This window comes from Sphingomonas sp., from assembly GCF_024508665.1.
GTDB lineage: Bacteria > Pseudomonadota > Alphaproteobacteria > Sphingomonadales > Sphingomonadaceae > Sphingomonas.
Genome location: NZ_JANINP010000007.1, coordinates 940,007 through 964,468, shown reverse-complemented (window position 1 = coordinate 964,468; position 24,462 = coordinate 940,007). Strand labels below are relative to the sequence as shown.

Here is a 24,462-nt window from a genome sequence, read left to right as displayed (position 1 = left end):
CCGCCTTCATGGACGCCTAAGCTGGCATCAGCCGTTTCCGGGCATCGCCTTGCTGCTCACGCAATCGGTGGCTTTCGCGCGCATCATCGCGCAATCGCGGTCGGCGATGTCTTGAGCGGCGGGCACCCAAACGCGGACCGGCGCTCGAAGAGCCGCACGCGGACCGGACTGCGGAGCGGCCTGCCATTCATAATGGCCCCGCGCACCCGACATCCGGGCGTTCTGCGCCTGAGCAGGCGCGATGGCAGCGAAGGTGGAAAGCACGACCGCGCACGCCGCGGCCGATAGATTGAACGTCTTCATCACTGGTTTCCTTGAACTGAAACATGCCAGCGTGAGCGATCGGGCCGCGTCAGCCGGTCACGGCTTCATGCGGCGCGAGCCCGCGCGCAAAAGTCAGCCAAGGAAAGTGGGTGGTTCCGGTTCGGGTCCGGTGTTGCGGCCCGCAAGAATGGCGGTCCGCGGCCAGAATGCCGCCGTTATCGGCATCGCTCGCGCCAGCGATGGCGCTTGAGATTCCGCCACGCCGAGTACCGCGCCGCAAGCGACCATCAGCAGGCAGCCCGAGGATTTGGAATCCTTTCCGCTCTTGCCGGCCTTCGACGCGCAGTCCGGGCAGTCGGTGGGCATGTTGCAGTCAGGCATCGCAGCGCTGGTCGCGGCCTGATCGTTCATGAACATGCACGGCGCAGCTACTGCCACCCCGTTGCCCGCAAGGGCGAACAGGATGCCAAGGCACAAAAGGTGGCGCAGCAGCTTCAGCACAGAGCGCAGGTGCTCCTTCAGGTTACCGGAGTCAATTCGGCGGACGTTGGATGCAGGTTACAGGCTTGGCTACCCTCGCTCCGATCGCGTCCGATGATGCGAGGTCAACATCGGCTTGGGGCGCAATACCAAACGGCGCGCCCGACTCGAAATAGCGCATTGGTGCGAATCGTAATGCCCGAAAGCCGCCGCCGTGAAAGCGCCGGTGCTTGAAGGTCCAGCTTCGGACTTCGGCGGCCTCACCGTCGATAAGAAACTTCATCTCGTGCGTTTCGCCGTTGGGCATATAACGGGTCCCCGCTCCTTTCCCGTTCGTCCACCAAAACTGCCTGTCGGCTGCCCACCCATTTTCAACCGCTCAGCCGTTGTGCGTATGCGGGCGTTCATGAGTTCACAGCCTGGTTTGCACGCAGGTCGCGGCGCAGAAGCTCTTTACTTCCCGCGACCGGTAGCGCCGCGCGATCGACGACAAGGCCATCGTGCATAACCATCGCGATATCCTCGGTCGCGTCGATATCGGCCATCGGGTCGCGGTTGAGCAGGACCAGATCGGCGATCTTTCCCGGCGCGATGCTGCCGAGATCGCGGTCGCGTCCTAGAAAGACCGCCGCATTCAAGGTGGCGATCCGGATCACCTCGAGCGGAGACAATCCCGCCTGACGCAGCAACTGCATTTCGCGATGCGACGACGCGCCCGAGACCAAATCGGTGCCGAGCGCGGCGATACCCCCGGCGCGGACGATGCGGACCACATTGCGCATCTCGGTCGGCAGGGTCTGTTCGCGCCACGCGGCGACCGGTTGGCGCAGGAATTGCGCGCGCTGCCCGGCCCGTATGCGGTTGCGTTCGGCTTCGCTGAGCACGAGCAAATAGTCCGGGCGATCGAGATATTCGGGATGCCGCATCAGCCGGCCATATTGATCGGCGACGGCAAGCGTGGTCGCGAAGGGAATGCGCCGCCGCGCCATGAGCTGCACGAAATCCTCGGACTCGGCCTCCGCCCAGACCGGATGCGCCAGCCCGTCGGCGCCCGCGGCGATGGCATTGCGCGCATCCGTCTCGCGCGCGACATGCACGACGACGCGCAGCCCATGGCGGTGCGACTCCTCGACGATCGCCCGCAGGAGCTCGGTCGACAGCGCGGTGGCAGTGGATTGCCCGCCGAACCCGCCATTATCCTCGACCATCTTGATCAGATCGGGATGCTCTTCCAGGCGATGGCGCGCGAGCACCGCGGGATCGGCCGAGGTAAGCGCGATGCCGATATCCGCATTGCGTCCGCCCGGCGACGTGAACAGGCGGCCGGCGATCAGCAGTCGCGCCGAGATGCGGGGATCGGCATTGCGCATGATCTGCACCGTGCCCGGAAGGTTGCCGAGATCGGCGACGGTGGTGAAGCCAAGCGCGAGGAAGCCGGCGAGCGCGGCCTGCGCTGTCGCGACATCCATACTGTGCTTCTTGCCGTCGGGGCCGGTGTCGCGAAGATGGATATGCGCATCGATCATCCCGGGGATCAGATATTTGCCGCGGCCGTCGATGACTTTCGCCTTGCCGATCGGCAGCCGCGGCCCGCCCACGGCAGCGATGTGGTCATTGTCGATCAGGATCGTGCGATGCCGGACAGCGGGGCGCCCCGTGCCGTCGATCATCGTGACGTCGCGGATGGCGTAGCGGCCGGCCAAAGCGGGAGAGCAGGCTTGTGACAGCATCGCCAGCGCGCCGATCCACTTGCGTTTCCGGTTCATCTTCCGTTTCTCCGACCAGGCCTGAGATGCGCACAAAAAAACCGGGAGCGCTCGGCGCCCCCGGTGTCGTGCTTCGCTATCGCCGCCCTCAGTAATTGAAGGCGAGCGAGAATTTGACCGTGCTCGGCAGCGATTCCGCCAGCGCGCCGCCGCCGACCGCGGCCCAATAGCGCTTGTTGGTGATGTTCTGGCCGTTGACCCGCGCGACCAGTTTGTGGCCGCCCAGTTCGAACGCGTACGACGCGCCGATGTCGAAGGTGGTATAGGGGTCGGTGAACGCCTTGTTGGTGTCGTCGACCGCCTGCTTGCCGGTGTGGAACGCGCCCGCCGACACCTTCAGCTTCGGCGTCAGCCAAGAGACCGTATATTCGCCCGACAGCGACCAGCTGACGTCCGGCGTGCCACCCGGGAAGGTATGCGGCGAATTCGGGTTGGCCGCTTGGAACGTCCGCGCCTTGAGCAGCATCAAGGTGGCGTTGATCGCCAGATCCGGGATCACATAGCCGCTGACGCTGCCCTCGAACCCGCGATAGGTCTGGGTCGCGTCGCCGAAACCGTGCAGCACCTTCGTTACCGGATCGATGCGTTCGTTATACGCGCCCTCGCGCTTGATGTCGAAATAGGCGAGCTGGATCAGCAGGTTCTTGCGCGGCTGCAGCTTCAGCCCGGCTTCGTAGAGCGTGCTCGAGATCGGCGGGAACACCGCTTGCGCATTGTCGACATTGTTCGACGCGATCGCATTCTCTTCCAGGCCCTGGATATAGGTGCCGTACAGGCTCGCCCATTCCATCGGCTTGACGATCACGCCGCCCGACCATGCCGTCGGCTTCACATTGTACGGCGCCTTGGTGTTGGAATTGGTCGACCCGTCATTGGTGTAATCGGTGACGCGCACGCCGCCGGTCAGGTGGATGATGTTCTTGAAGCTCAGATCGTCGAATGCGTAGAGCCCCTTGTCGTCGATCGTCGACGGGATCGGCGGCTTGGCGACCAGCGCATAGGGATTGGGCACGATGATCGGGTTGAGGAAATTGTCGCCCGTGACCAGGGTTCGCGGCGTCGCCGGCGAACCGCCCAGGCTGCGCAGCGACCGCGAGGCGCCGATCAAAATATTGTTGGTGATGTCGCCGGTCGTGATCTTGCCATGCAGTTCGACCGCGTAGCTGATATTCTCGTAAATGGCGTTCTGGATGTTGGTGCCGAACCGCACCGCGCCCGCGCCGAAGGTCGGGCTGCCGGGCGTGACCGCGGCGTTATAGGTCGCGATTTGCGTAGCGGTCTGCAGCGAGGTCACGTTGCCGGGCACGAAACCGGGATTGTAGCGCAGCCGGTTCAGATGCGAGCGGCCCCAATACGCGGTGACGTCCCAATCCTTGGCGACCTTCCACACGCCCTTGAACAACAGGTTGAGTTCTTCGGTGCGGTTGGTGTCCCAGGACAGCCCGCCGATATTCTTGCTCGGATCGAGATAGGCGAGCGGCGGCAGTTTGGTCGCACCGTTCGGGATGATGAACGTCGCCGGCTCGACGATGCCGCGCTTGAACCATTCGACATCGGCCGACAGCGTCAGGTTGGATGTCGGCTTGAGGTCGAACGTGCCCGATGCCAGATAACGGTCGCCCTTGGCGAAGGTGATGCCGGTATCCTGGCGCGCGGCGACCGCATTGATGCGGAAGCCGAAGATGCCGACCGTATCGCCGAGATCGAGATGGCCTCCATAGCCGCCATTGCTGTCGCCGAACGCGCGCACGCCCACATACAATTCCGGCGTCGGCCGCTTCATCACGAAATTGACGATGCCCGACGGCGGCGAGAAGCCGTAATAGATCGCCGACGCACCCTTCAGGATCTCGACGCGATCCTTGTCCTCGAGCGGAAAGGCGGTCGACGACAGGATGTTGAGCGTGCCGTCGAGCTTGTAGCTCGACCGCGTGTCGACGGTGATGCCGCGGATGGTGATGTTGTTGTACGAGGCCGGACCGACACCCGAGGACGAGACGCCGGCGGTGTTGCGCACCGCGTCGATCAGGTCGACCGCCTGCTGCGACTTCAGCAAGGCGTCGGGAATGACCGAAACGGTCATCGGAATGTCGAGGATCTTGGCGTTGCGGAAGCTGCCCGATTGCGCCGTGTCGGTGCCGAACTGGTTGTTGCGTTCGCCGGTGACGACAATGTCCTCGGCGGGCGCGCCGTCCTTGTCGGTAGCCGCCGACTGATCGGCGGGGGCCGCTTGCGGCGGCGCGTCGGTCGCCTGGGCGTACGCCAATCCCGGCATCGCGCCGGAAACCAGCATCGATGTGCCCAATAGCAAAACACGCGAAAGCTTCATGCTCGTCTCACTCCCCTAGTCAGGCGCCGAAGCACCCACCGCAACCCCGACCTCTCCGTGTCAGATTCGTGTATTTTTAGTAGCAATAATGTTTAATTGTATTTTGTAAACTGGAAAATACACATTATTGCTGCGCGGCGAGCGCTTCCGTCAGCGCGAGCGCCGGCGAGGCGGCAAGCAAGCGGCGCGTATAATCGTGCGTCGGCGCGGCGAATACCGCGTCGGTCGGCCCCTGTTCGACGATCCGGCCCTTCTCCAGAACGATCACGCGATCGGCGATCTGCTCGACCACCGCGAGGTCGTGGGTGATGAACAGGCAGGCGAAACCGCGGTCGCGCTGGATCCGCTGCAGCAAGGTCAGCACCTGGAGCTGGATCGTGACGTCGAGCGCCGAGACCGGCTCGTCGGCGACGACCAGCCGCGGCTCGGACGCGATGGCACGCGCGATCGCCACGCGCTGGCGCTGGCCGCCCGACATCTGGTGCGGGCGGCGATCCTCGAACCCGGCGAGGCCGACATCGTCGAGCGTGGCCTGCACCCGCTGGCGCCGTTCGGCGGCGCTCAGCCCGGGAATGTGGCGCAACGCCGCACCGACGATCTCGCCGATGCGCAGATGCGGCGGCAGCGACGAAAAGGGATCCTGGAACACCAATTGCGCGTCGCGGCGGAAGGCCCGCTCGCCGGCGCGATCGAGCCTGGCGATATCCTTGCCGTCGAACAGGATGCGTCCGCCGGCGAGCGGTTTCAGCCCCAATGCCGCGCGGCCCAGCGTGGTCTTGCCCGACCCGCTCGCGCCGACCAAAGCGACGATCTCGCCGGTGCGCACGTCCAGGCTGACATCGTCGATCACGCGCTTCGGCACTCCCGCACGGAACAGGCCGGGCTTGCCCGGATAGTCGACGCAGGCATGCTCGATGCGCAGGATCGCCGGCGCGTCGGGCGCGATCGCCGCGCGCGCCCCGTCCTTGCGCGGCAGCGACCCGACCAGCTTGGCGGTATAGGGGTGCTTGGGCCGCGCCAGCACCTCGGCGGTCGCCCCCTCCTCTACCATCACGCCCTTTTCGAGCACGATGACGCGATCGGTATATTCGGCGACCAGCCCGAGATCGTGGGTGATCAGCAACAGCGCCGTCCCCATCTCGCGGGTCAGCGCGACCATCAATTGCAGCACCTCGCGCTGGCTGAGCGTATCGAGCGCGGTGGTCGGCTCGTCGGCGATCAGCAACCGCGGCTCGAGCAACAGGACCGAGGCGAGCATGATCCGCTGGCGCATGCCCCCGGAAAATTCGTGCGGATAGCGCGCCAGGCAGCTTTCGGGATCGGCGATCTGGACCCGCGCCAGCATGTCGATGCTGCGCCGCCGGACCTCGGCATCGTCCAGCCCGCGATGCAGCTTGAGCCCTTCGGCCAGCTGAACCCCGATCGGCAAGGCCGGATTGAGCGAGGTCATCGGTTCCTGGAACACCAGCCCGATCCCCGCCCCGCGCACCGCCCGCAAGCCGCGTTCGCCGAGCGCCGTCAGCTCGCGGCCCTCGAACCGGATCGTCCCCGACACAAGCTCGAGACCCGGCGCCAGCAGCCCGGGAATGGCGCGCGTCGCCAGCGTCTTGCCGCTGCCGGATTCGCCGACGATCGCCAGCCGTTCGCCGGCGGCGACGGCAAAGCTCAGCCCTTCGAGCAACACCCGTTCGCCCGCCCGGATCCTGAGAGTGTCGATGGAGAGAAGCTGCTCCGGCATCATTCGTCTCGCGGGTCGAGGCGGTCGCGCAACGCGTCGCCGAGCATGTTGATGCCGAGCAGGGTCGCGACGATGCACAGGCCGGGCGCGATGCTCAGCCAGCTCGCCGCGTACATATACGGCCGCGCCGAGGACAGCATATTGCCCCAGGTCGGCAGCGGCGGCGGCACGCCCACGCCGAGGAAACTCAGCGCACTCTCCGACAGGATCACCCATCCGAACAGGCTGGTCGCCAGCACCAGGATCGGCGGCAGCGCGTTTGGCAGGACGATCCGCCACATCGTGTAGAGCGCGCTGTCGCCGGCGACCCGCGACGCCTCGACATATTCGCGCTCGCGGATCGAGATGACCGACCCGCGTACCACGCGGATCGTCGCCGGCAGATAGGCGATGGCGAGCGCGATGACGATGCTGTGCCGGCTCGACCCGATCACCGCGATCAAGGCGAGCGCGAGCAATATGCCGGGAAAGGCGAGCAAGGCGTCGCTAAAGGTCATGATCACGCGCTCGGTCCAGCCGCGCAGGAAGCCGACGACCAGCCCGAGCGCGGTGCCGATCACGACCGAGATGGCAACGGTCTGTACCGCAATCAGCAGGCTGATCCTCGCCCCGAGCATCGCACGAGAGGCGACGTCGCGGCCGAATTCGTCGGTGCCGAGCCAATGCGCCAGCGACGGCGCTGCCAGCGTATGGTCGAGGTCGATCGCCAGCGGATCGTAAGGCAGCCAGACCAGGCCGAGCAGCACCACGCCGAGCAAGGCACCGACCAGCCCGAACCCGAGCAGCGCGTGGACCGAGCGCTTCATTCCACCGTCACCCGCGGATCGAACAAGGGATAGAGCAGGTCGACGATCAGATTGACGACGACATAGATTAAAGCGGTGAACAATAGGCAGCCCTGCACCACGGGATAATCCCGGCTGAGCACGCCGGTCACCATCAGCCGGCCGAGGCCGGGGAGCGTGAACACCGTCTCGATCACCGCGATTCCGCCGAACAGCCGTCCGAGCGTTAGCCCGACCAGGGTCAAGGTCGGCGCGAAGGCATTGGGGAAGACATGGCGCGACAGGACCGCGCGTTCGCTCAGCCCCTTGGCGCGGGCATGCGTGACGTAGTCGAGCCGCAGCACGTCGATCGCGCTCGACCGCATCATCCGGATCAGCACCCCGCTTTCGGAAATCGTCAGCGTCGCGATCGGCAGGATCAGGAACAGCATCGCGCCCCACGGATCCTCCGAGAAGGGAATATAGCCGACCACCGGCAGCCAGTGCAGCCACACGCCGAACACGAGCAGCAGCAAGAGCCCGAGCCAGAAGCTCGGCACCGCGAGGATCAGGCTCGCCCCACTCATCACCGCAAGATCGAGCTTCCCGCCGCGCCGCCACGCGGCAAGCGTCCCCGCCGCGATCGCGATCAAGGTCGCCAGCCCGACCGAGATCAGCACGACGATGCCGGTCGTCTCGGCGCGCGTGATCAGCAACATCGACACCGGCTCGCCCGTCGTGATCGAATTGCCGAGGTCGCCGCTGAACACATGGCCCAGCCAGGCCGCGAACTGGACATAGATCGGCTTGTCGAGCCCGAGTTCGGCGTGAAGCGCGGCGATCGCCGCCGGATCGGCGCCCTCGCCCAGCATGACCTGCGCCGGATCGCCGGGGATCATGCGGACCAGGAAGAACACCATCAACGCGACGATGAACAGGGTCGGGATGGCCAGCAGCAGCCGGCGCAGGATGTACGCGATCATCGCGCACCCCCCAGTCCGGCATTGGCCAGCCCGACATTCCACAGCCGCTGCGTCTGCGCCGCCCAGCTGCGATAGCCGGTCACCGGCGCGCGCAATGCCGTCACGCGCCGCGTATTGTAGAGCACGATCGCCGGCACATCGGCGCGGAACTTCTCCTCCAGCGTGTCGAGGATCTGCTGGCGCTGGGCGCGATCGCCGGTCACCACCGACTGGTGGAGCAAATCGATCGCCTCTGGAGAATTCCACACCTTGCGCGGGTCGACCGCGCGGTCGCCGATCAGCACATTGTACATCAGCGACGGGTCGAGCCGCGCAGAGAAACCGAACATCGTCGCCTGATAGTCGCCGCTCGAATATTGCGATAACTGGGTCGCCCAATCGAGACTGACCACCTGGACGTTGATCCCGGCGTCGCGCGCCATCGCCTGGACCAGGATTGCGGCATCATACATTTCTGGCGGGCTGTGGCTGGTCAGCAACTGGATCGGCTCGCCGCGATAGCCCGACGCCCTGACCAGAGCGCGCGCGGTTGCGAGGTCGCGCTTGACCAGCACCTGCTCGGCCGGCCCATGGAAGGCATTGACCACCGGGATCGGCGAGCTGTCCGGCACGCCGGTGCCGTGCGTCACCACCCTCGTCAGCGCGGCGACGTCGAGGCTGAGCGCCAGCGCCCGGCGCAGCCGTACGTCGTAAAGCGGCGGTTTCCCGGTCTGCAGCAGGATGCCGTAGAAATCGGACGACTTCGCCGAATCGAGCTTTATGCCCGGCGCGCCCTCGATCGTGCCGAGCTCGTTGGGCGCCAATGCATCGAGCACGTCGAGGCTGCCGCGCAGCAATGCCGCGCTTGCCGCCGAGCCGTCGGGGATCACCGAAAAGCGGATGCGGTCGACCAGGGCGTGCTTGCCCCCGGCATTGCCGTCGGTCCCGCCCGGCAGCGGCCGGTAGCCGTCAAACTTGACCAGATCGATATATTGGTTGTGCCGCCATTCGCCCCAGCGGAACGGCCCGGTGCCGATCGGGTAGCGCCATTTGCCGTCGGGTCCGATCGAGGCGCGATGGCTGATCCCGGTGCTGCCGCAATCGAGCCGCGCCAGGGTCGGCAGGAATAAAGGCGCCGGACGGTCGAGCACGATCTCGACCGTGTCGGGATCGGGCGTCCGGACCGCGGTCACCGCGGCGATCCCCTTCGCGCTCAGGTCGGGCTTGCACCGCCAGGCACTGCCCGGCGCGAGGTAACGGTCGAGCGACCATTTGACGTCGGCCGAGGTCAGCAACGCGCCATTGTGGAAATGCACGCCATGGCGCAGCGCGAAGCGATAGGTCCGTCCGTCGGGCGATACCGTCCAGCCGCTCGCCAGCATCGGCGCGATCGATCCGTCCTCGCGCACAGCGACCAGCCCCTCGACGACATGGAGGAGCACCGCATCGGTATTGGCGTCGCGCTTCATTCCCGGATCGGACGAGGCGATATCGGCATTGAGCCGCGCGCGCAGTATCGATCCGGGCGGCGGCGGCGCCTTGGGATGCAGGAACGCCAGGCCAAGTCCGACGCCGGCCGCGATCAGGATCAGGCCGGCGATCGTCTTACGCATCGGCGGTCGGTCGCCGCGCATCGGCCGCGGCGTCGGCGGCGAGCGTGTAGCGGACATAGTCCGCGCCGGCATGCGGCATCATCGCCACCTGCATCTCGCCCAGTGAAGGCCGCATCAGGAACGACGCCACGGTCGCGGTGTGTCCGGTGACCGATGACGCCCGCGGCGGGACGCAGATCGACAGCGGCGCGCCGGCGGTATCGAGCAATACCTCTCGCACCTCGTTGAGCCCGATCCGGCGGTGCGGCGCCAGCAACCGCTCGGCGCGCTGCTGCCGCCAATAGCTGCACGGCGAATCCGGAATGCCGGTTTCGCGCAATTTCGCCAGCCCGACGGGGCTGAGCCAATGGTTGCTATGGACGAGCAGGCCATCGCGCGGCTCTACCACGAAAGTCTCGTCCGGCGCGCATTCCAGGTCGTGGACGATCCCGGTCGGCGCGTGGCTGATCGCGATATTGTTCGACGCCGATTTGGGCGTGGCATAGGCCGCGCCGAACGCCAGCGAGGGATTGTCCTGCTGCAGCACCTTGCGCCGGATCAGCGCCAGCGGAACACCCAGATTGCGATAGTCGCGCTCGCATTCCAGATAATTGCCGGTGATCGCGACGCCGATGCTGTTGAATCCGAACCGCGCCAATCCGCCCGCTTCGGTAAAGGTCAGCATGTCGGGACCGTCGTCGTTGCGGATGCGCAGGATGATGCACGCATCGGCGCAGGACGATTTCCAGTCCCAATTATGCCCATGGATCAGCACATTGTCGGGCGCGCGCTCGGGCTGGACGATGATCGTCGTGCATCCCTCGGACGCGCGTTCGGCGAGCAGCCCGGCGCGCAGCACCGGCTCCTTGGCCAGCTTCAACAGCTCGGTCCGCGCGTTCATCAGCACGATGTGCGACAGCGGCAGGTCCGCGCCCTCCGCGATGCCGCGCATTTCCTCGACATGGTCGGCGTCGAAATCGGCGATGATCGGCAGATAGGCTTCGACCAGATCGCCCAGCGCCGCCTCGGACAGGCCGAGGCTTCCCATCTGGTTGATATAATGCGAGGTTCCACGCCGGATCTCGACAGCCGCGCCTTCCCCATAGCGAATGCCGCGATCCCGGGGGCTTCCCCAGATTTCGAGAAGACGGCAAGCATTGGTCATCGATCGGCATCCCCCGATTTGTCGTTGCAGCGACCGGTAGCACTGTCTTGCTGAGTTTAAAAAGACAAAAATGCATTATGCGTAAATCTGCGTGCATTTTGGCGACAATCCGGCTAGGCGGAGATCAGGCGCGCGACCGACAGCGCCGCGACGGAAGGGGAATTGCATGCCGACCACGCCACGCCCGGCCACGGCCGTAACCGACTCGGCACCGCGTTCCGGCCGCGCGATGGACGTGCTGCGCGTCGCCAGCGGCAATTTCATCGAGATGTACGATTTCATGGTGTTCGGCTATTTCGCCGCCGCCATCGGATCGGCCTATTTCCCCGGCAGTTCGGAACTGGGCACGCTGCTCAAGGCGCTGGCGACGTTCGGCGTCGGCTTCCTGATGCGGCCCTTGGGCGCGATCGTCCTCGGCGCCTATACCGACCATCATGGCCGCCGCGCCGGGTTGATCGTCACGCTCGCCCTGATGAGCGTCGGAATCGCGACCATCGCCTTCACGCCCGGTTATGCCGCGATCGGCATCGCCGCCCCGCTCTTCGTCCTGTTCGGACGCCTGCTTCAGGGCTTTTCGGCCGGTGCGGAGCTCGGCAACGTCTCGGTCTATCTCGCCGAGATCGCGCCGCCGGGGAAAAAAGGCTTCTACGTGTCGTGGCAATCGGCCTCGCAACAGGTCGCGGTCGTCTTCGCCGCGATGATCGGCGTTGTGCTGGGCATGACCTTGAGCGTCGACCAGCTCGCCGCCTGGGGCTGGCGCATCCCGCTCGGGCTGGGCTGCCTGATCATCCCCTTGCTGTTCCTGATGCGCCGCCATTTGCGCGAAACCGACCTGTTCGCCGCGCGCACGACGCGGCCGACGATGCGTCAGATCATGGGGCATTTGTGGATCGCGCGCGCCCGCGTGCTGACCGGTATGGCGCTGGTGCTGATGACCACGGTCAGCTTCTACATGATCACCGCCTACACCCCGACCTTCGGCAAATTGCTCCATCTGCCCGAGCGCGCCAACCTTTTGATCACCGCCGGGGTCGGCCTGTCCAACCTGATCTGGCTGCCGCTGATGGGCGCCTTGTCAGACCGTATCGGACGCCTGCCGATCCTGATCGCCTGCACCGTCCTGGCGATCGTGACCGCCTATCCGGCGATGGCCTGGCTCGCGTCCGATCCGAGCGTGACCAAATTGCTGGTCGTCGAACTGTGGCTGTCGGCGATCTACGCCAGCTACAATTCCGCGATGGTCGTCCACCTGACCGAGATCGTGCCCGAGGAAGCCGGCGCCTCCGGGTTCAGCCTGGCCTACAGCCTGGCCACCGCAATCGGCGGGTTCACCCCGTTCGTGGTGACCGCGCTGATCTCGGCGACGGGTAATCTGGCGATGCCCGGCGTATGGCTGACCGCGATCGCGGCGATCAGCCTGGCGGCGGCGTTGTATAGCCGGCGTTACGCGAGCGTTTGATCCAACAGAATAAAAGCCCCACCCCGGCGAAGGCCGGGGCGCAGTATCGATGAAATTGGCGCCGGCATCCTGCCGCTACGAGTACGCCGCAGCTGGGCCCCGGCCTTCGCCGGGGTGGGATTACTTCGTACTTGGCCGTAGACACATGAAAGCGGCCAGTCGGGAACCGACCCACTTGCCGCCGTTGATGCGCCGATGCAGGTCTGCCGCGAGCGGACGGAGGGCTAAGTGGGTATGCTGGCAAAAGACGACGACGAACATGCCGTGCCGTCGGAGCTACGTGCCACTTTCCATGAAGTCGCAGCCGCCTTCGCGGTCGGAGATTATTTCCTGCGCGATCACGCGATCAGGGGTGTGCGCGAGGTTGATCCTTTGACGGCGAAAGCAATTGCCGACAGTGTGACGGCTTACGGAGACAAATTGGCCCCCCTAAACCCGTCCACGTGGGAATATGCGGTCTACCGTTGGATGGGCGAATATTGGCAGATGCTGGTCGATTTGACGACCGAGGGCGAGGACGTGAGCGATCTCACACTTCACGCCAAGCTCCACGACACCGAACCGCTTACGGTGGAAATCATGTCGGTTCATGTCCCTTAATCGATCACACCGCTCGAAAGCTGCCTTGACGCTTCCCACCCACATTCGGACGTTCCCGTTTATGAACTAACGACCTAGCTGGAAGCGAGCGCGCGCCAGACCGCGCCGGCGATCGCCGCGTCCTGAACCGGCAATCCGGTCAGATCGGCGACGACGATCACGTCCGCCGCGAAAACCCGCGGTTCGGCGAGCAACGCACCGAGCGGGACAAGAGCATCGGCGGCAAGCAGCCCGCTACGGACCGCCCAGCCCGCCTCGCCATTCTCCAGACATTTATCGACTGAGTCCGCGATCACGGTCGCGCGGCCAAGAATGCGCGGGTCGAGCTCGCGCTTGCCGCCGCCGTCCGATCCCACCGCGACGATCCGCGTGCCGGGTTGCACCCATGCATCGTCGATTAGCCATTCGGTCGACGGCGTCGTCGTGACCACAAGGTCGGACGCACGCACCAGATCGGCCAACTCGCCGTACGCCTCGCCGCCGATCTCGACCGCCAATGCCCGCGCCTTGGCCGGGTCGCGGCCCCAGATCAGCACGCGATCGGCGCCGAGATGGCGGCGGATCATCTCGGCCTGCATCCGCGCCTGGATGCCGGCGCCGACGATCCCCAGCGTACCGCCCTCATAGCCGATCGCCCGCGCCGCGATCGCTCCGGCCATCGCGGTGCGCACATCGGTCAGCCAGCCGCCATCGGCGAACAGCGCCAGCGCCTCGCCCGTCGTCGCGCTCATCACCGCCGAAAAGCCCTGGCTCGACGACAGCCCCTTGGCCGGATTGCCGTAAAAGCTCGCCGACACCTTGAGCGCGAACACGTCCTCACCGGCCAGATGCGCGACCTTCACATGCGCGTCGCCCGGCGCGGGAAAGCTGAAATGCCCGGCATCGCCGCTCTGCGCCTGGCCCGCCGCGAAGGCGACGATCGCGCGCTCGACCGCGGCCAGCGCCGCCGTCTCGTCGAGTGCCGCCACGATCTCCTCGCGCGTGAAAATCCGCATAAAGGCGTCCACCTCGTGTTTGATATTGTTTTTTCGATCATAAGGAGACATTCTGGCGATTGCCAGCCTCTAGGGAGATAAACATGGTCGCACGTCGGACGGTTCAACGCTTGGCGGCGGCCTTGTCGGCATCGGCGGCGACGATCGCGCTGGCGCCGGCGGCGCAGGCCGCGCCCGATGCCTGTGCCGCACTCAAGAAACTGGCCATCCCTCATGTCCGGATCCTGGTCGCAACGCCGGTCGACGGCAGTTTCACCGAGGACATGGTCGTCGAGCGCGCGCCGCGCACTTATACCGGTCTCAAGCCCTTTTGCCGCGTGCGCGGAGTCAGCCGTCCGGTTCGCGGATCGGAGATCGGGTTCGAAATCTGGCTGCCGGCGAAGCGCGATTGGTCGGGTCGCCTGCATATGATCGGCAACGGCGCCTACGTATCGAACATGCAGTACAAGCAGATGATCCCGCGGCTCGACGATGGCGACGTCGCGGTGGGCACCGATACCGGGCACAGCGGCACCGACCTCAAGTTCGGCTGGAGGAATCCGGAGAAGATCAAGGATTTCGGCTATCGCGCGGTCCATGAATCGGTCGTCGCGGCCAAGGCGATCACCCGAGCCTATTACAGCCGCGCGGCGCGCTGGTCCTATTTCAGCGGCTGTTCGACCGGCGGCTATCAGGGGCTCGCCTCCGCGCAACGCTATCCGCATGATTTCGACGGCATCATCGCCGGCGCGCCGGGCAACAACCGCACCAGCCTGACCATGTCGTTCCTGTGGAACTATCTCGCCAATCACCGCCCGGGCGACGACCGCCACCCGATCCTGTCGGTCGGCGACCTGTTGCTGATCAACCGCGCGGCGGTCGCGGCGTGCGACAAACTCGACGGCGTCGAGGACGGGGTGATCGCCGACCCGCGGCAATGCGGGTTCAAGCCGGCGCAATTGCTGTGCCGGCCCGGCGCGTCAGCCGGCTCCTGCCTGACCCCGGAACAGGTCGCCGCGGCCGACAAGATCTATGCCGGCCCGCGCGACGCCCGCACCGGCAAGGCGATCTATCCCGGCTATCCGGTCGGCACCGAAGGCGTGATGTCGGGCCCCGGCGACAAGCATCCCGGGTGGAGCGGCTATTGGTCCGAATCCGACAATCCGGCCGAGCCGTCGCGCGCCGACATGTTCAAATATTGGGTGTTCGACAATCCCGACTGGAATTGGTGGAGCTTCAACTGGGGCAGCGACGTCGACACGATGCGCGCGCGGCTGGGCCCGATCTTCGACGCCAACGATCCCAACCTCTCGCCCTTCGCCCGCGCCGGCGGCAAGCTCATCATGTTCATGGGCTGGCAGGATCCGGTCGGCACCCCGCTCGAGGCGATCAACTATTACCGCGCGGTCGAGGCGCGCGCCGGCGGGCTCGCCGCGACGCAGGCCTTCGCGCGCCTGTTCATGGTCCCCGGCATGGACCATTGCGCGGGCGGCCCCGGCGCAACCAATTTCTCGACCGCGACGCGCGATTCCACACCGCCGGTGCGCGACCCGGAACATGACATGACGCTGGCCCTCTACGCCTGGGTCGAGAAGGCCCGCGCGCCGCAGAGCCTGATCGCCACGCGCTATGCCGCGGGCAGCGACGACACGCCGACCGCCAAGCGCGCGATCGCATTCCAGCGCCCGATCTGCGCCTGGCCGAAAGCGCCGCTCTATCGCGGCGGGGATAGCAAGCTGGCGTCGAGCTTCGTCTGCGCGGTGCCGTCAGCGGCAAGTCGCGCTCCCTGACGGCGGAGACGTTCCACAGGTGAACTTGAATATGGCGTTCTTCTAGGGCGATCCATTTTCCCAATTCGTCATCCCAGCGAAAGCTGGGATCTCAAGCGGCATCGCGTCATCGCCAGAGACCAACATCGGGTCGGATCGTCCCCCGGACGATCCTTGAGCATGCGGGGCATGCTCAACCCGATGTTCTTTCGGTGGGGTGACGGGAGGTGCGCTGGCACGACGGGAGGTGCGCTCGGGTGGCGGGAGAATTCCGCGGGGATGACGACTGCAGAGGTGCGGTCAGCCGCCAAACACGATCGACGTCGGACTTCCCGTTTCCGCCACCACCACCGGATCGCGCGGCCTGCCGTCCACCCGGATCGCGAAGCGCACGATATTGTGCCCCTCCTCGTTGGCGACGAACATCGCGTCACCCTTCAGCGCGAAGAAGCGCGGCGTCCTGCCGCCGGCGGGGACCGAGCCCCGCCACTCCAGCCGCCCGTTGGCGCGGTCGATCGCGAATGTCGCGACGGTGTCCGCTCCACGGTTGGATGCGTAGAGATAGCGCCCGTCGCGCGACACCGCGATTTCCGAGCCGCGGCTGTTGCCGGTGAAATCCTCCGACAGCGCCGAGACGATCTGGAACGGGGTGAGCGCGCCCGATTGGCGATCGAACCGATAGGCGACGACGGTCGAATCGAGCTCGTTGACGACATAAGCGTAGGGCACGGTCGGATGGAAGGCGACGTGGCGCGGTCCCGACGTCTCGCGCGCCGGCGTTTCGGCCGCCTGATGCAGCTTGCCCGCCGCGTCGATGGTGAAGACCAATACGCGGTCGCAGCCCTTGTCCGGCACGACGATGAACCGGCCGCTCGGATCGAATTCGACCTGATGCGGCTTGGGAAAGGGCTGCTCGACGCGGTGCGGGCCGATCTTGCCGTCGAATGGCACGACATCGACCGGCGCGCCAAGCCGCCCGTCCTCATGGATCGGCAGGCTGGCGATGCCCGATTTCACCCCGTCGGCAACGATATGGTTGGCGACCACCATGAAGCGGTTGGTCGGATCGGGCATCAGATGCACCGGGTTGCGGCCGCCGGTCGATACCCGGTTGAGAAAGCTCAGCTGGCCCGACTCCGGATCGATCCGGAACGCGCTCGCCTCGCTGCCGTCGCCATGGACGGTATAGAGGAAACTGCAGCTGCGATCGAAGGCGAGATAGGATGGATTGACCAGGTCGCCGACCAATTGGACGCGCGTCCAGCCGCCGTCCGCGCCGATCCGATAGACCGAAATGCCGTCGCCCCGCGCGTTGCGCTCGCGGCTGGTACGGCACCCGACATAAGCGAAACCCGGCATCGATCCTCCCCCGGCCGCCCATGCGGCCTCTTTTCCCATCGCAACCCCGACGGCCAGGCCGGCGACGATCGTGCGCCGCGACGCGCGCCACGCGGGCGGTCCGGACCTGGATTGCATTGCCTACCTCCGTCTCGAGACAGGTAAGCCTTGCTCTTTGTATTTCTGAATGTCAAAGAACATATTTATGGAGAGCCCCCCACCCCCGCCAGTGACCGAGGCCGACGACCGCAGGATCATGCGCCGGGTGTTCTGGCGGATCGTGCCCTTGTGTTTCGTGCTCTACATCGTGTCGTACATCGACCGCGCGAACATCGGCTATGCCGCGCTCCAGATGAATGCCGAGCTGCGGATTTCGGACGAGGCGTTCGGATTCGCCGCGGGTATCTTCTTCATCGGCTATTTCCTGTTCGAAGTGCCGAGCAACATGCTGATGGCCCGCTATGGCCCGCGCATCTGGATTGCCCGCATCCTGATCGGCATGGGCGTGGTGTCGATGGCCACCGCCTTCGTGCAATCGACCTCGCAACTCTATGGCCTGCGTTTCCTGCTCGGAGTCGCCGAAGCCGGCTATTTCCCCGCGATCATCATCTATCTGACCGCCTGGTTCCGTGCCCGCGAGCAGGCGACGGTGGTGGCGATGTTCACCGCGGCGATCCCGGTATCGTACATCATCGGCACGCCGCTCAGCACTTGGATCATCGATCACGTCCAGGGGCTTGGCCTGGCCGGCTGGCGCTGGATGTTCCTGATCGAGGGACTGCCCGCGGTGATCGGCGGGCTGTTCACGTACCGCTTGCTGGTCGATCGCCCCGCCAATGCCCGCTGGCTGACGGCGAACGAGCGCGACTGGCTGGAAGCGGAGATCGCGCGCGAGCATGCCGCGACCGGCGTGCGCCATCTCAACACCTGGCGCGCGATCACCGAGCCGCGCGTTCTGTACCTGGCGGCGATCTATTTCGTCTATCAGGCCGGCAGCCTGGGCGTCGGCTATTGGCTGCCCCAGATCGTCAAGCATTCGGGCAAATCGCTCAGCAATGTCGAGACCGGGCTGATCGCCACCCTGCCCTATATCGTCGCGACGATCGGCATGGTTTTGTGGTCGCGGCGGTCGGACCGCACCGGCGAGCGGCGCTTTCACACCGCCTGGCCATTGCTCCTCGCCGGCCTAACCCTGGGCGGCGTCGCCTGGGTTGCCGGTCCGGTGCCGGCGACCATCCTGCTCGCGGCGGCACTGACCGGCTTCTACGCCTTCAAGGCGCCGTTCTGGACTTTACCCGGCCTGTTCCTCTCGCGTGCCACCGCCGCGGTGTCGATCGCCGCGATCAACTCGATCGGCAATCTCGGCGGGTTCGTCGGCCCCTATGTCGTCGGCGTGGTCGCCAAGGCGACCGGCAAGCCGGCGACCGGGCTGATATTCCTGGCCGGGCTCACCCTGGTCGCGTTCGTGATGGTGCTCGCCGCGCCGCTGACCTCGCGCAAGGAGTCCGCATGACCGTCCCGACCCGCACGCTGGCGAGCAACGGCGCCAGCTACACGATCGTCGACCTCGCCGCGCTCGGCCTGGCCAAGCTGCCCGTCGTCCACCGCATCCTGATCGAGAATTTGCTGCGCCGAAGCGGCGACGATCCGGCGACGCTCGCCTTGGTCGAGCAGTGGATCGCGCGAGCCACGAGCGATGCCGAAATCGCCTTCTGGCCGGGCCGGGTGATGATGCACGACACGACCTGCGGCCCCGCTTTGGTCGACATCGCCGCCGCGCGCCAGGCGCTGGCCGATGCCGGCGGCGACCCCGATGCGCTCAACCCCGTCCTCCCGGTCAACGTCTCGACCGACCACAGCCTGGCGGTCGACGTCTACGGCAGCCGCGACGCCGCGGCGCGCAACATGGCGCGCGAGCTCGATCGCAATGCCGAGCGCTACAGCTTCATGAAATGGGCCTCGGCGACGCTCGACAATTTCACCGTGCACCCGCCCGGCACCGGCATCATGCACACGATCAACCTCGAGCAACTGGCGACGATCGTCACCAGCGAGGAACGCGACGGCACGCGCTGGGCGATGCCCGACACGCTGATCGGCACCGACAGCCACACCCCGATGGTCAACGGCATCGGCGTGCTCGGCTGGGGCGTCGGCGGGCTGGAAGCCGAAAGCGTGATGTTCGGCATGCCGGTGATGATGCGCGTCCCCGAAGTGGTCGGCGTACGGCTCACCGGGCGGCTGCGCGAGGGCGTCACCGCGACCGACCTCGCGCTGGTCGTCACCCGCGGGTTGCGCGAGATCGAGCTGGCCGGCCGCTTCGTCGAATATTTCGGTCCCGGCGTGGCGGCGCTGTCGGCCGGAGAGCGCTCGGTGGTCGCCAACATGGCGCCCGAATATGGATCGTCGACCGGCTATTTCCCGATCGACGGCGCGACCCTCGATTATCTCCGCCAGACCGGACGCAGCGAGGCGCGGATCGCGCTGGTCGAGAACTATGCCCGCGCGACCGGCCTATGGTTCGATCCCGCGGCCTCCCCGGCCTATGCCGGGACGGTCGAGATCGACTTGTCCGCGATCGGCATTGCGCTGGCCGGTCCGCGCCGTCCGCAGGATCTCGTCGCGACCGCCGACGTGCCTGCCTTGCTCGGCGGAGGCCGCGGCGATGGCATGCCCGAGCGGCCCGTCGCGATCGCGGCGATCACCAGCTGCACCAACACGTCAGACCCGCGCCAATTGCTCGCCGCCGGCCTGGTCGCGCGCAAGGCCCGCGCGCTGGGCCTGACGCCGCCCGATTGGGTCAAGACCAGCCTGGCGCCGGGATCGCCGAACGCCGAGCGGATGCTCGCCCGCGCCAATTTGCTCGAGGATCTGGAGGCGGTCGGCTTCGCGATCGTGGGCTATGGCTGCACCGTCTGCATCGGCAATTCGGGCACGCTCGCCGAACCGATGCTGCGCGCGATCGAGGCCGGAGGCGCGCGCCCGGTCGGCATCCTGTCGGGCAACCGCAATTTCCCCGGGCGCGTCCATCCGCAGATCGAGCATGCCTTCCTCGCCTCGCCCGCGCTGACCGTCGCTTACGCTTTGGCCGGCGACGCCGCGATCGACATCGCCCGCGACGTGATCGGCCACGACCCCGGCGGCGCCCCGGTCACGCTCGACCGCCTATGGCCGACCGGCGCCGAGATCGACGCCGCCGCGGCGCTCGCGATACGGCCGGAAGATTATGCCGCGGCGTTCGATGCGGCCGAGGCAAGCCCGGCCTGGGCCGCGCTCCCCGCGCCCGACACCGCGCTCTTCCCCTGGCATCCCGGCTCGACCTATCTGCGCCCGCCGCCCTTTGCCAGGATGGAGCGCGACGACCGGCTCGGCCGTTATGCCGCGGCGCCGCTGATCGTGCTCGGCGACGACATCACCACCGATCACATCTCCCCCGCCGGCGCGATCCCCAGCGACAGCGACGCCGCGCGCTGGCTGATCGAGCACGGCGCCGACCCGGCCGATCTCAACGTCTTCTCGTCGCGCCGCGGCAATTGGGAAGTGATGCTGCGCGGCCTGTTCACCAACCGCACCGTCCGCAACCTGCTCGGCGAGGCGATCCCGCCCGGCAGCACGGTGACGGCGACCGGCGGCGCGCCCCTGCCCTTGTGGCGCGCGGCCGCGCATTATGCAGAGACCGGCCAGCCCATCGTGATCGTCGCTGGCGAGCGCTACGGCATGGGATCGTCGCGCGACTGGGCGGCGAAGGGCGCGAGCCTGCTCGGCGCGCGCGCGGTGCTGGCGGCGAGCTTCGAGCGGATCCACCGCTCGAACCTGGTCAACATGGGCATCCTCCCGCTGCGTCTCCCGCCCGACCGCCATCCATCCAAGCTCGCGCTGGCCCCCGAAGACCGGATCGAGATCGACGCGCCGGCCGAGACGCTCACCCCGCGCGCGACCGTGCCCGTCGCGATCCATCGCCGCGACGGCGGCGTCGAGCGGTTCGAGGCCGCGGCCCAGATCGAAACCGCGCTCGAACTGTCGGTCCTCCGCGCCGGCGGCATCATCCCGCTGATCTTGCGGGCAGCGCACCGGCGCTGATCAGCGCCTCGACAGCCGGTCAAAGAACGCGAACGTCCGATCCAGCGCCATCAGGCTGTCGCGCTGCGTCGCCTCGGGCGTCGCGTCGATAAAGCCGTGATTGGCGCCGGCCACCGGCACGAACTCGACCGGGGCGCCAGCCGCCTTCATCTTCGCCGCCATCGCCTCGCTCTGGCCGAAGCCGACTTCCTCATCGGCGGTGCCGTGGATCAGCAGCAGCGGCGGCGTCTCGCGCTTGACGTAGCTGATCGGGCTCGCGGCCACGGCCGTATCGCGGCACACCGCCGGATCGCATCCCAGCAAGCCGGTCAGCGTCTTCGCATTGAGAGCCGTCCCGCCGCCCAGCGCGAAATCGAAAGCGCCGTACCACAGCGCCGCGCCCTGCACGCAATCCGACTGCGGTAACGGCTTCGCGGTCCTGGCCTGCGATCCAGGCAACCGCCCGGTCGATGCCGGCGGATCGAACGCGGCCACCCCGCACGTCACCGTCGCCAGCCCCGCCAGATGCCCGCCCGCCGATCCTCCCCACAGATAGACCCGCGCCGGATCGATGCCGTAGGCGCCCGCCTGGCTGCGCAGGAAGCGCACCGCCGCTTTCACATCCTGCACCGGCGCCGGAAACGTCGCCTCCCCGCTCAACCGGTAATCGACCGAAGCGACGACATAGCCGCGCGCCGCCAGCATCGCGAGCACGCCCGGCCAGTCGGCAAACGCCCCCGACTGCCGCGCATCGCCCCGGCTCCAGCCCCCGCCATGCACCCAGATCACCAGCGGCCGCGGCTTCGCCGTCGCGCGATCGGCATGGAGATAGAGGTCGAGCTGCAGCGGCCGATAGCCGACATAATTGGCATATTCGACATGCCCGCGCGCGACGATCCCGCCGGGATAGCGTGCCTCGACCGCGGGAAAGGTATCGTCGCGCACCGACTTGGCCGAGATTGCCGGCTGCCTGCCCGTACCCGCCGTCGCGAAGCCGGGGGTAGCCGCCAAAGCCAATGCCACGAGCCGCCACCGCATATCGATCACCTCGCGTTCAAACCTGATATTGCACTCATAGGCACAATAATACGATCTGCAAACATGGCGTTAACGCGAGCTGGTTCGGGAAAGGAAACGGCCACGTTAGCGGCTCGAAGGCCGCAAGCAACTCGGAGTAGGCGTATGAAGCGGCCGGTCGGTTATCGACCCCGGTGCCGTCGTTCGATCGCCGCCAAAATGAATGGCGGGAAGTGGGGCCGGTTAGGGACTGGCGGCTTTTGGCTCGGTAGTCCACAACAGCAGACGTTGCGAGATTGTTCGTCCAAACATCTCGCGTTCGCGATAATGGCAGCAGGCTTGAGCGGCCGCTCGACAGAGTGCAGATTCCGGTACCGTTATGAGCAATTCACCTGATACCTATACTGTTCTCAAGGCGATTGCCGACCGGATCGAAGCGAGACGTACCGATGCAGCGTACGCCCATTATCCTACGCTCAGGATCCAGACACAGAACATCCACGACACGCTCAGCGCCGCCGTCGCCGAGATCGGCGGTTTGGTCGGCGAGTGGCGCACGGCGCTGGCCGACGATGTCCGTGTAGCGCCTGATTTCGTCGCCCCCGGCACGACAAATCATCCCTACAAGGTTATCGCGCCCACCTTAGTCGATAACGTGCATCGCTCGGCGGATTTCCTACTGGCCGAAAGCCGCCCGGTCGGTCCGGTCGGCGTCGAGCGAGCGGGTGAGACGGCCCCGTTGAGCAGCGATTTCCTCAAACTCGGGGTGGCGGCGCGGAGCTTTCTTGATGCGCTCGTCCAGACTGCCTACCAGCTTGCCACATTCGACGGTCGCCAGCTCAACTACAAATTCCTGCAGTCACTGATGAGCTTCGCGGGCGTTGCGCCGGCGGCATTACACGCCAATATCGTCTCACCGGAGATACAGGCGGCACTTGACGCATTCATGGCGCTCCCATCACGCGACCGTACAAACTCGGCGTTCACGAAAGACGCGCACAAACAATTCCCGCAGCGTCTCGAGGTCGCAGCCGATCTCGCGGCTTTACCCAGCCCGCAGCGGCAGAATATCCGACTGATTTTCTGCTTCTGCTCGGACATGATCCACGCCGGCTATATCTCGACGCTCGCGCTAGACGACAGCGGCGGCGCCGTCATCCTCGGCTATGACGGCGACGCATTCGTTCCGCGCGCCGAGAATTTCGCCGAGGTCAAACAGCGAGTCTTGGAAACCTGCGCGGGCGCCTATGCGGACCTGCTCCTGCCGGTGCTCGGGCACGCCATGCGCACCATGCTTAGTACCGTGACCGACGACTGGACCGAACTGCTCGATCGTCACCGGGTCGCGATCGGCAAGACGCGCGACATTCTTGGCCGCCAGCTCGTCGAACCGATCCGCGCGAGCGTCATCACTGGTGAACAAACCGCCCGTATCGAGTGCAGTTGCGGCGGACATTGTGACCTCATCTCACCACATTTCGAGTGGAACCGATTCTGCGGCTCATGTGGCGCGCGTTTCGTGTTGCTCGAACTGCCCGATGAGGTCGATTACGTCATCTCGGACCTAGGCGCAGGTGACGTGCTCGGGAACGACGCCCCGAAAATCGCCGAGCTCGACCCCGCGCTCAAGGACAAGCTCAAGCGAATTGTCAGAAGACACAAGCCGACACGCGATGGGCCTGACGTTCGATTTAAACTCATCACCGATCTCGCCCGGTGTGACGTGGACACGCTCGAGGTCGGCACCCAAATCACGGCGGCGCCGCTACCGGGCACCGACGCAACGCTTCGCGCTTTCGTGCCGTCTAAGTCACTTGAACGCTGCATGACAGTCAGGATCCAGTGCAACTGCGGTACGCAAGTCGATTATGCTACCGCCGCCGGAACCCTCGTGTGCCAGTGCGGTATCTGCGGGTCGAGGATCGGCCTAATCGGCGTCAGCGGAGGTGTGTGCGAGATTCCGATGCTTGACTCAAACGGCGGCGAATTTTCTGCCCCGGTCCAAGCGCGCAACCGATTCATAGTGCCCGGCGTGGCGACGGACAACGTACTAGCGGCGCGCGATTTACCATAAAGACAAAGCCCTAATTCACCGAGTTGAATAGCGCTTTCTCAACCAATGGCGGCCATTTCGCCGCTGCGTGAACGAATGGTGCTTTTTTGAGTCACTGCGAGTCAGGTGGAAT

The 24,462-nt window shown here is 66.1% G+C and carries 19 protein-coding genes; 6 read left to right on the top strand and 13 right to left on the bottom strand.

The features are described from left to right. Positions 1-27: 27 nt before the first annotated feature. The 10 genes from Q0L25_RS19780 to Q0L25_RS19735 form a co-directional block, all read right to left on the bottom strand. Positions 28-303: a hypothetical protein gene (locus Q0L25_RS19780; protein ID WP_296617297.1), complete on the bottom strand. Its 276-nt coding sequence runs from the start codon at positions 301-303 to the stop codon at positions 28-30. 93 nt (positions 304-396) lie between these two features. Further along, a complete protein-coding gene (locus Q0L25_RS19775) occupies positions 397-765 on the bottom strand; it encodes a hypothetical protein (RefSeq protein WP_296617295.1) in 369 nt (122 codons plus the stop codon). A 31-nt stretch (positions 766-796) separates the two neighbouring features. Continuing rightward, on the bottom strand, positions 797-1,051 hold the full coding sequence (locus Q0L25_RS19770) for a hypothetical protein (RefSeq protein WP_296617293.1): 255 nt from the start codon (positions 1,049-1,051) through the stop codon (positions 797-799). 97 nt (positions 1,052-1,148) lie between these two features. After that, entirely contained in the window at positions 1,149-2,510 is a 1,362-nt protein-coding gene (locus Q0L25_RS19765) for an amidohydrolase family protein (protein WP_296617290.1), read from the bottom strand. Between the two features lie 88 nt (positions 2,511-2,598). Then, on the bottom strand, positions 2,599-4,839 hold the full coding sequence (locus Q0L25_RS19760) for a TonB-dependent siderophore receptor (RefSeq protein WP_296617287.1): 2,241 nt from the start codon (positions 4,837-4,839) through the stop codon (positions 2,599-2,601). A gap of 124 nt (positions 4,840-4,963) precedes the next feature. Then, a complete protein-coding gene (locus Q0L25_RS19755; protein WP_296617285.1) occupies positions 4,964-6,577 on the bottom strand; it encodes an ABC transporter ATP-binding protein in 1,614 nt (537 codons plus the stop codon). Continuing rightward, on the bottom strand, positions 6,577-7,383 hold the full coding sequence (locus Q0L25_RS19750; protein WP_296617282.1) for an ABC transporter permease: 807 nt from the start codon (positions 7,381-7,383) through the stop codon (positions 6,577-6,579). The genes Q0L25_RS19755 and Q0L25_RS19750 overlap by 1 nt, the downstream gene beginning before the upstream one ends. Then, on the bottom strand, positions 7,380-8,324 hold the full coding sequence (locus tag Q0L25_RS19745; RefSeq protein WP_296617280.1) for an ABC transporter permease: 945 nt from the start codon (positions 8,322-8,324) through the stop codon (positions 7,380-7,382). Before Q0L25_RS19745 ends, Q0L25_RS19750 begins: the two co-directional genes overlap by 4 nt. After that, positions 8,321-9,916 (bottom strand): ABC transporter substrate-binding protein, encoded by a 1,596-nt coding sequence (locus Q0L25_RS19740; protein ID WP_296617276.1) that lies wholly within the window; start codon positions 9,914-9,916, stop codon positions 8,321-8,323. Before Q0L25_RS19740 ends, Q0L25_RS19745 begins: the two co-directional genes overlap by 4 nt. Continuing rightward, positions 9,909-11,060 (bottom strand): C45 family peptidase, encoded by a 1,152-nt coding sequence (locus tag Q0L25_RS19735; protein ID WP_296617274.1) that lies wholly within the window; start codon positions 11,058-11,060, stop codon positions 9,909-9,911. The genes Q0L25_RS19740 and Q0L25_RS19735 overlap by 8 nt, the downstream gene beginning before the upstream one ends. 166 nt (positions 11,061-11,226) lie before the next feature. On the opposite strand from Q0L25_RS19735, the gene tcuC reads away from it, so the two are divergent. After that, positions 11,227-12,519, top strand: a complete 1,293-nt coding sequence (tcuC, locus tag Q0L25_RS19730) for a tricarballylate/proton symporter TcuC (RefSeq protein ID WP_296617272.1) — start codon at positions 11,227-11,229, stop codon at positions 12,517-12,519. 228 nt (positions 12,520-12,747) lie between these two features. Further along, positions 12,748-13,119 (top strand): hypothetical protein, encoded by a 372-nt coding sequence (locus Q0L25_RS19725; protein WP_296617271.1) that lies wholly within the window; start codon positions 12,748-12,750, stop codon positions 13,117-13,119. Positions 13,120-13,193: 74 nt separating this feature from the next. Here Q0L25_RS19725 and Q0L25_RS19720 read toward each other — a convergent pair whose 3' ends face one another. Further along, on the bottom strand, positions 13,194-14,114 hold the full coding sequence (locus Q0L25_RS19720; RefSeq protein WP_296617269.1) for a Gfo/Idh/MocA family oxidoreductase: 921 nt from the start codon (positions 14,112-14,114) through the stop codon (positions 13,194-13,196). An 83-nt stretch (positions 14,115-14,197) separates the two neighbouring features. Here Q0L25_RS19720 and Q0L25_RS19715 point away from each other — a divergent pair, with 83 nt between their 5' ends. Beyond that, the gene (locus Q0L25_RS19715; RefSeq protein WP_296617268.1) at positions 14,198-15,883 is read left to right on the top strand and encodes a tannase/feruloyl esterase family alpha/beta hydrolase; all 1,686 of its coding nucleotides are present in this window, start codon (positions 14,198-14,200) and stop codon (positions 15,881-15,883) included. A 279-nt stretch (positions 15,884-16,162) separates the two neighbouring features. Here Q0L25_RS19715 and Q0L25_RS19710 read toward each other — a convergent pair whose 3' ends face one another. Further along, entirely contained in the window at positions 16,163-17,338 is a 1,176-nt protein-coding gene (locus Q0L25_RS19710; protein WP_296617266.1) for a lactonase family protein, read from the bottom strand. Positions 17,339-17,429: 91 nt separating this feature from the next. Between Q0L25_RS19710 and Q0L25_RS19705 the strand changes: the two genes are divergently transcribed. Together Q0L25_RS19705 and acnA are read left to right on the top strand one after the other, a co-directional pair. Beyond that, a complete protein-coding gene (locus tag Q0L25_RS19705) occupies positions 17,430-18,713 on the top strand; it encodes an MFS transporter (RefSeq protein ID WP_296617265.1) in 1,284 nt (427 codons plus the stop codon). After that, positions 18,710-21,280, top strand: a complete 2,571-nt coding sequence (acnA, locus tag Q0L25_RS19700) for an aconitate hydratase AcnA (protein ID WP_296617263.1) — start codon at positions 18,710-18,712, stop codon at positions 21,278-21,280. Before Q0L25_RS19705 ends, acnA begins: the two co-directional genes overlap by 4 nt. Here the strand turns inward: acnA and Q0L25_RS19695 are convergent, their stop codons facing one another. Next, on the bottom strand, positions 21,281-22,297 hold the full coding sequence (locus Q0L25_RS19695) for an alpha/beta hydrolase (RefSeq protein WP_296617805.1): 1,017 nt from the start codon (positions 22,295-22,297) through the stop codon (positions 21,281-21,283). A gap of 358 nt (positions 22,298-22,655) precedes the next feature. Between Q0L25_RS19695 and Q0L25_RS19690 the strand changes: the two genes are divergently transcribed. Next, complete coding sequence (locus Q0L25_RS19690; RefSeq protein WP_296617261.1) at positions 22,656-24,350, top strand: hypothetical protein; 1,695 nt, start codon at positions 22,656-22,658, stop codon at positions 24,348-24,350. Positions 24,351-24,462 lie beyond the last annotated feature (112 nt).